Origin of the sequence: Paenarthrobacter sp. CAP02, from assembly GCF_040137855.1 — a bacterium.
Lineage (GTDB): Bacteria > Actinomycetota > Actinomycetes > Actinomycetales > Micrococcaceae > Arthrobacter.
In genome coordinates, this window is record NZ_JBEEII010000012.1 from 111,769 (window position 1) to 118,017 (window position 6,249).

Annotated in this window: 5 protein-coding genes; 2 read left to right on the forward strand and 3 right to left on the reverse strand. The window is 64.5% G+C overall.

Annotated elements, in window-relative coordinates; translation table 11 throughout:
• Positions 1-41: 41 nt before the first annotated feature.
• Positions 42-3,554 (forward strand): S41 family peptidase, encoded by a 3,513-nt coding sequence (locus ABHM97_RS18745; protein WP_349471816.1) that lies wholly within the window; start codon positions 42-44, stop codon positions 3,552-3,554.
• 84 nt (positions 3,555-3,638) lie between these two features.
• Here ABHM97_RS18745 and ABHM97_RS18750 read toward each other — a convergent pair whose 3' ends face one another.
• The gene (locus ABHM97_RS18750; protein WP_235520467.1) at positions 3,639-4,067 is read right to left on the reverse strand and encodes an OsmC family protein; all 429 of its coding nucleotides are present in this window, start codon (positions 4,065-4,067) and stop codon (positions 3,639-3,641) included.
• A 132-nt stretch (positions 4,068-4,199) separates the two neighbouring features.
• Here ABHM97_RS18750 and ABHM97_RS18755 point away from each other — a divergent pair, with 132 nt between their 5' ends.
• Positions 4,200-4,583 (forward strand): VOC family protein, encoded by a 384-nt coding sequence (locus ABHM97_RS18755; RefSeq protein ID WP_349471817.1) that lies wholly within the window; start codon positions 4,200-4,202, stop codon positions 4,581-4,583.
• Positions 4,584-4,714: 131 nt separating this feature from the next.
• On the opposite strand, the gene ABHM97_RS18760 is transcribed toward ABHM97_RS18755, so the two are convergent.
• Together ABHM97_RS18760 and sucB are read right to left on the reverse strand one after the other, a co-directional pair.
• Positions 4,715-5,068 carry a hypothetical protein gene (locus ABHM97_RS18760; protein ID WP_235520469.1) on the reverse strand — a complete coding sequence of 118 codons (354 nt, stop codon included), beginning with the start codon at positions 5,066-5,068 and terminating at the stop codon, positions 4,715-4,717.
• A gap of 131 nt (positions 5,069-5,199) precedes the next feature.
• A partial coding sequence (gene sucB / locus ABHM97_RS18765) for a 2-oxoglutarate dehydrogenase, E2 component, dihydrolipoamide succinyltransferase (protein ID WP_349471818.1) occupies positions 5,200-6,249 on the reverse strand: 1,050 nt, incomplete at its 5' end.

Consider the following 6,249-nt stretch of genomic DNA (forward strand, 5'->3'; position numbering starts at 1 on the left):
GATGCCCGGGACGTCGGGTGGGTCTTGACTATGATCGAACAATGACCTCTTCCAGCTACCTCCGTTTCCCGCATGTGCACGGCGATCTGGTCACCTTCGTGGCCGAAGACGACATCTGGGTCGCGCCCCTTTCCGGCGGCCGCGCCTGGCGGGTTTCCTCCCAGCAATTGCCTGCACGGAACCCGCGGTTTACCCCGGACGGCCAGCGGCTGGTATGGACGGTTATCGTCGGAACGTCACCGGAAGTGGTGACGGCGGATGTCGACGGCGGCGGGTACAGGCAGCTCAGCTACTTCGGGCACAGCACCACCAAGGTCAAGGGTTTCACCCCCTCGAGCCACGTCATTGTCACCACTGCGTTTCAGCAATCCGAAAGCCGCCACACGTACGCCTACAGCCTTCCGCTGGACGGCGGCTCCGCCGTCGAACTTCCTTTCGGACCGGTCGAGGCCGTTGCCTATGGGCCCGAGGTCGGTGACGAGAAGCCAGTGGTACTGGCCAGCGTGCTGTCCCGCGAGCCGGCTTGGTGGAAGCGGTACGGCGGCGGCACGGCGGGCAAGCTATGGATCGACGCCGACGGCAACGGAGAATTCGAACGGCTGCTTCCGGAGATCGAAGGCAACCTGACGGACCCTCTGTGGATCCAGGGCCGCATTGCCTTCCTCTCAGACCATGAGGGGTACGGAAATCTGTACTCGGTTTTGCCTGATGGTTCAGAACTGCGGCGGCACACCGATCACGAGGATTTCTATGTCCGGCATGCCAGTACCGATGGCCAGCGGGTCGTCTTCGAATCCGCTGGCGAGTTGTGGATTCTTCCGTCGCTCGACGCTGATGTCCAGGCCACAAAGCTGGACATCAGCCTGGGTTCGGCGTCCCCGGCACGCCGCGCGGCGCCCCTGAAAGTGTCCGCCCACCTTGGCGACGTTGTGCCGAACCTGACCGGAACTGCCAGCGCCGTGGAATCGCACGGCACCATACATTGGCTTCGGCATAAGGACGGTCCCTCGCGCGTGGTTGAGGCTACTCCCGGTGTCCGTGCCCGTTTACCTCGCCCGCTGACAGAGGGACGGATCGCCTACGTCGCAGATCACGGTGGAGTGGAGGCGCTGTACATCAAGCGCATTGCCAGACCTCTGTCGGCTGCAGTCGAAGTGCCCAAGGCGGCCGTTGAGCAGCCCAAGCCCACAAACGACGCCGACCCGTTGCCGAAGCCGGTATCGGCGTCCAACGTCCTGGGGCAGGACAAAGTTGCTGCGGGAGTCGAACAGGGCGCCCACGGGGTGGCCACCGTTGGAGCAACGGGCAACGCCGGCGATGACGCCAGTGCGGGCCAGTCCGCGGACACTGTGGGCGGCACGGAAGCGCCGGCAGCCCCAGCTGCGGAAAACACCGCGCAGCTCCGGATCGAATTTCCGGCCCTGACCCGGACAAGTGCGTTGGAGGCCAGCCCGGACGGCCAGTGGCTTGCTGTGGGCACGTCGTTTGGTGACGTCTTCGTTGCCGATACCTCCACCGGGGCGCTGACACGTCTCGTAAGCGTCGGAGAGGGGAGCATCGATGAGTTGTCGTGGTCTGCCGATTCGGAATGGCTTGCGTGGTCCGAGCCGGTGACTTCGTTCGGGTCGCGGAGCAAGCTCAGGATGACCCGCCCCGGCGGGAAGAAGTCCGCAATCGTGGATGTCACGGATGGCCGCTTCTGCGATACCTCGCCGCGGTTTACGCCGGACGGAAAGTTCCTCGCGTTCCTGTCCAACCGGAGTTTTGACCCCGTCTACGACGGCCACTCCTTCGATTTGTCCTTCCCGAGCCCCATCAAGCCGTACCTGGTGGCGCTGGCGGCAGACACGCCGTCGCCGTTTGGACCCTCGATCGACACGCTTGAGGATGAGGTCCCCACCCAGGAGAAGTCCGACGACGGCGCTGTCGCCACCGTTCGCGTCGACGCCGACGGGCTGGCGCACCGCGTTATCACCGTCCCGGTTCCGCAAGGCAACTATTCGGACCTTTCCGCCGCGGACGGTGCACTGTTGTGGTTGGACACTGAGCTCGCGGGTGTCACCGGTGAGGGCAAGGGAACACTGCAGGACAAGAAGACGGCACCGTCCCTGGTGCGTTACGACCTCGCCAAGCGCAAGCAGGCCCCTGTCGTTAAGGCCGTGGACAGCTACCGCTTGTCGGGGGACTTGAGCCGCATCGTCTATGTCCTGGACAAGCAGGTCACATCAGTGCCTGCGGACAGCAAAGTGGACGACGATTCCGCCGAGCTGGTCAAGGTGGAGCTCAACAGGATCCGCGTCATCCTGGACCCCGTTGCTGCCTGGGGCCAGGCATTTGAGGAGGCCTGGAGGTTGCAGCGCGATTTCTTCTGGACCGCAGACATGGCCGGGCAGGATTGGGATTCGGTGTACAAGCTTTACCGCCCGATCGTGGACCGGCTCGGTACCCACGACGACCTTGTTGACCTGTTGTGGGAGATCCATGGTGAGCTCGGCACGTCCCACGCCTACGTGAAGCCGGCAGCGGTCACGGAGGCCGGACGGAATGGACAGGGCCGGCTCGGTGCCGAATTGCAGCTCGGCACGAAGGGCTGGGAGATTACCAGGATCCTTGCAGGGGAGTCCTCCGATCCGCTGGCTACTTCGCCGTTGACGCGTCCCGGCGCGGACGCGAAGGTGGGCGACGTGCTCTTGGCGATCGACGGCGTCGAACTTTCCGCTGTACTGACTCCAGCCATGCAGCTGGTGGGTGCGGCGGGCCGAACTGTGGAACTGACGCTGTTGAACGGCGCCGGCCACGGCGAAGCAGCCGGACAGCAGCGCCGGGTGGCGGTGGTTCCGGTGCGCGACGAGGAAAGGCTGCGCTACCAGGACTGGGTCCGTGCCAACAGGCGGACTGTCCGGGAGGCATCCAACGGCAAGTTCGGCTATCTTCACGTCCCGGACATGATGGCCAATGGCTGGGCGCAACTCCACCGGGACCTTGATACGGAAACCGCGTTGGACGGCCTGATCGTCGACGTAAGGCGCAACCGTGGGGGCCACACCTCCCAGCTGGTGGCCGAACTCATCGGACGCAAGGTCACGGGATGGAGCATGCCACGCGGTGAAAAGCCCCGAACCTACCCTGATCACGCCCCGCGGGGACCGGTCATCATCCTCACCGACGAATTTGCCGGGTCCGATGGCGACATCATCACGCAGGTCTCGAAGCTGCGCGGCATTGGCCCTGTTATTGGCACCCGGACCTGGGGCGGCGTCGTGGGCATTGACAACCGGTTCGCCTTGGCAGACGGAACGGGCGTCACGCAGCCGCGGTACGCCACGTGGTTCAACGGGGGCATCGGGTGGGACGTGGAGAACCGCGGAGTGGAGCCCGACATCGAGGTCCTCTTCCCGCCGCACGCCTACGCGGCCGGTACGGATCCGCAGCTGGAATACGGCATCGGGGCGCTCAAGGAAATGATCCAGGAATTGCCCACCGATCGGCCTCCGCTGCGTGAAGGTTACCGGAAGGTGCGTCCGGCGCCGTTGCCGTCGCGTCCGCAAAGCTAGCGCGCATCCCCGAGCATGGAAGAGCCCCGCCGCTTCGCAAGGAAGCGGCGGGGCTCTTTCACGTATCTGGTGCTGAGGGGAAGCCTAAGCGGCGAGGGTGGCATCCAAGGTGATCTCGATGCTTGCCAGGGCGCCGGATACGGGGCAGCCGGTCTTTGCGTCTTCGGAGATGCGGCGGAAGTCCTCTTCCGAGAGGCCGGGAACCTTTGCCGTCATGGTGAGGTGGCTTCCGGTGATACCGGTACCCGGGACGAAAGTTACATCAGCCTTGGTGTTGACCTCTTCCGCGGTGAATCCCTCTCCGGCCAAGGCGTGGCTGAAAGCCATGGAGAAGCAAGCGGAGTGGGCTGCGGCGATGAGTTCTTCAGGGCTGGTCTTGCCGCCGGACTGCTCCGTGCGTGCCTTCCAGGTGACATCGAAGGTGCCCAAGCCTGAGCTGTCCAGCGTGGTGTTGCCGGCGCCTTCGATGAGGGTGCCGTTCCAAACCGTGTGTGCGGTACGTGTTGCTGCCATGTCCACTCCTTGGGGTCGTTGTGAGTCGGCAACCAGCATGGGCCGGTGCCACCGGGATCAATCCTAGGGATTTGGCGGCAGGACTGCACGGCCATTCTGCTGACAGTGGATTGTGACCCCTAGACTGGCCGAATGGACACACAGGAAAAATCATCCGGCGCCCAACGCCGTGCCCCGAGAATAGCTTCGATCATGTTTAACGCGGTGGACCCTTCCCGCCTTGCCGCTTTTTGGTCGGACCTGTTGGAGATGCCCATAGCCGCGGAGCATGAGGGATTCATTTGGTTGCGCTCCGCGGAGCCTGGCCTGCCGCAGTTGGCTTTTCAACAAGTCGCAGCACCAACGGAAGGCCGACGTCGCCTCCACCTGGACCTGCACGACGCCGACGCCGCGGCTTTGCGGGTCAAGGCCGAGTCGCTGGGGGCTACTTTTGTCGAGGGCCACGATATTGCAGATTTCCATTGGGACGTGATGCGTGACCCCGAGGGTAACGAATTCTGCATTGCCCAGGAGTAGCCAGCGCCGGTAACCAGCGTGGCTGCGTCGGAGCCCCGGACTCCTTAACGCAGAAGCCGTCCCGCCCTGCAGGCTTGCAGGACGGGACGGCAGTGCTTTCTACGGGAAAGCTACCGCGGATCGAATCCGGTTCAGTTCCAGAGAGTGGCGATGGCGATGTTCACCAGGGCGAGGCCACCCACGCTGTGTGCCAGGCCGGTGGACACCGGTTCGCCGTTCTTGACCTTGCGGGAGCCAATGACCGCGAGGACCGCTACAGCCACTGCGATGGCGAACTTGACGCCCAGCTTGAAGTAGTTGGGATCGGCGTTGGGAAGCATCGGCAGGACGCCCATCATGGCAATGCCCGTCAGGAGCTGGAGGAACGCGCCGTCCCGCTGGCGGGGGTGGACCGTGGGCTCCCGGAGGGTCGCGATCCAGTAACCCACGATCATGGCTGCGCCGACAATGTGGAAGAACACCAGAATGCTGAACAGAATACTCATGGCTCCAGCTTATCCAGAGGGTTCTACGTCGCGTAGCAAAGCCACGCGCAGGTGGTTAAAGCAAAAGGGCAGGTTGCCGGATATCCGGCAACCTGCCCTTTCAGTTCCGCAGTGCTTACGGGTTCGTGATCCTAGAGACCCAGGTCCGCTTCGAAAGCACCTTCCTCAAGGCGGGCCTTGAGGGTCTGCAGGAAGCGGCCGGCGTCGGCACCGTCCACCAGACGGTGGTCGTACGTCAGCGACAGGTACATCATGGAGCGGATGGCAATCGAGTCGTCGCCGTTCTCATCGGCAACCACAACGGCGCGCTTGACGATGGCGCCGGTGCCCAGGATGCCAACCTGCGGCTGGTTGATGATCGGGGTGTCGAACAGTGCACCAACGGAACCGATGTTGGTGATGCTGAACGTACCGCCGGACAGTTCGTCCGGACCGATCTTGCCGTCACGGGTACGGCCCGCGACGTCGGCGATCTTGCCGGCCAGGCCAGCAAGGTTGAGGTTGCCTGCGTCGGAAATAACGGGGACCAGGAGGCCCTTGTCAGTGTCGACGGCGATCGCCAGGTGCTCGGCGTTGTGGTACGTGATTTCCTGCTTGGACTCATCGTACGCAGCGTTCAGCTTGGGGTGCTGCTTCAGGGCCTCGGCAACTGCCTTGGCGATGAACGGCAGGAAGGTCAGCTTGACACCGTTCTGGGCCTGGAACGAGTTCTTGGCCTTGAGGCGGAGCTTGGCGATCTTGGTCATGTCGACCTCGTGCACCTGGGTCAGCTGGGTGGAGACCTCAAGGGACTCGCGCATGCGGCGGGCGATGACCTGGCGGATACGCGGGGCCTTCTCCGTGGTGCCACGCAGGGACGAAGCCACGACCGGCGCAGCCGCCTTGGCAGCGGGCGCTGCAGCGGGGGCCGGGGCTGCCGGGGCAGCTGCAGCCTGCTTGGCTTCAGCGGCAGCAAGGACGTCCTGCTTGCGGATGCGGCCACCGACGCCGGTGCCGGCAACGGAGGTGATGTCTACGCCGTGCTGGTTGGCAAGCTTGCGGACCAGGGGAGTGACGTAGCCGGACTCCGAGGCAGACGCATCACTGGCGGGTGCGGGTGCGGCGGCCGGGGCAGCGGGAGCCGGGGCAGCGGGAGCCGGTGCAGCGGCGGGGGCCGCGGGAGCCGGTGCAGCGGCGGGGGC

What these genes read in the sequence shown, in the direction of transcription:
- ABHM97_RS18745 (WP_349471816.1), top strand. Translation starts at nt 42, where the DNA reads ATGACCTCTTCCAGCTACCTCCGTTTCCCGCATGTGCACGGCGATCTG.
- ABHM97_RS18750 (WP_235520467.1), bottom strand. Translation starts at nt 4,067, where the DNA reads ATGGCAGCAACACGTACCGCACACACGGTTTGGAACGGCACCCTCATC.
- ABHM97_RS18755 (WP_349471817.1), top strand. Translation starts at nt 4,200, where the DNA reads ATGGACACACAGGAAAAATCATCCGGCGCCCAACGCCGTGCCCCGAGA.
- ABHM97_RS18760 (WP_235520469.1), bottom strand. Translation starts at nt 5,068, where the DNA reads ATGAGTATTCTGTTCAGCATTCTGGTGTTCTTCCACATTGTCGGCGCA.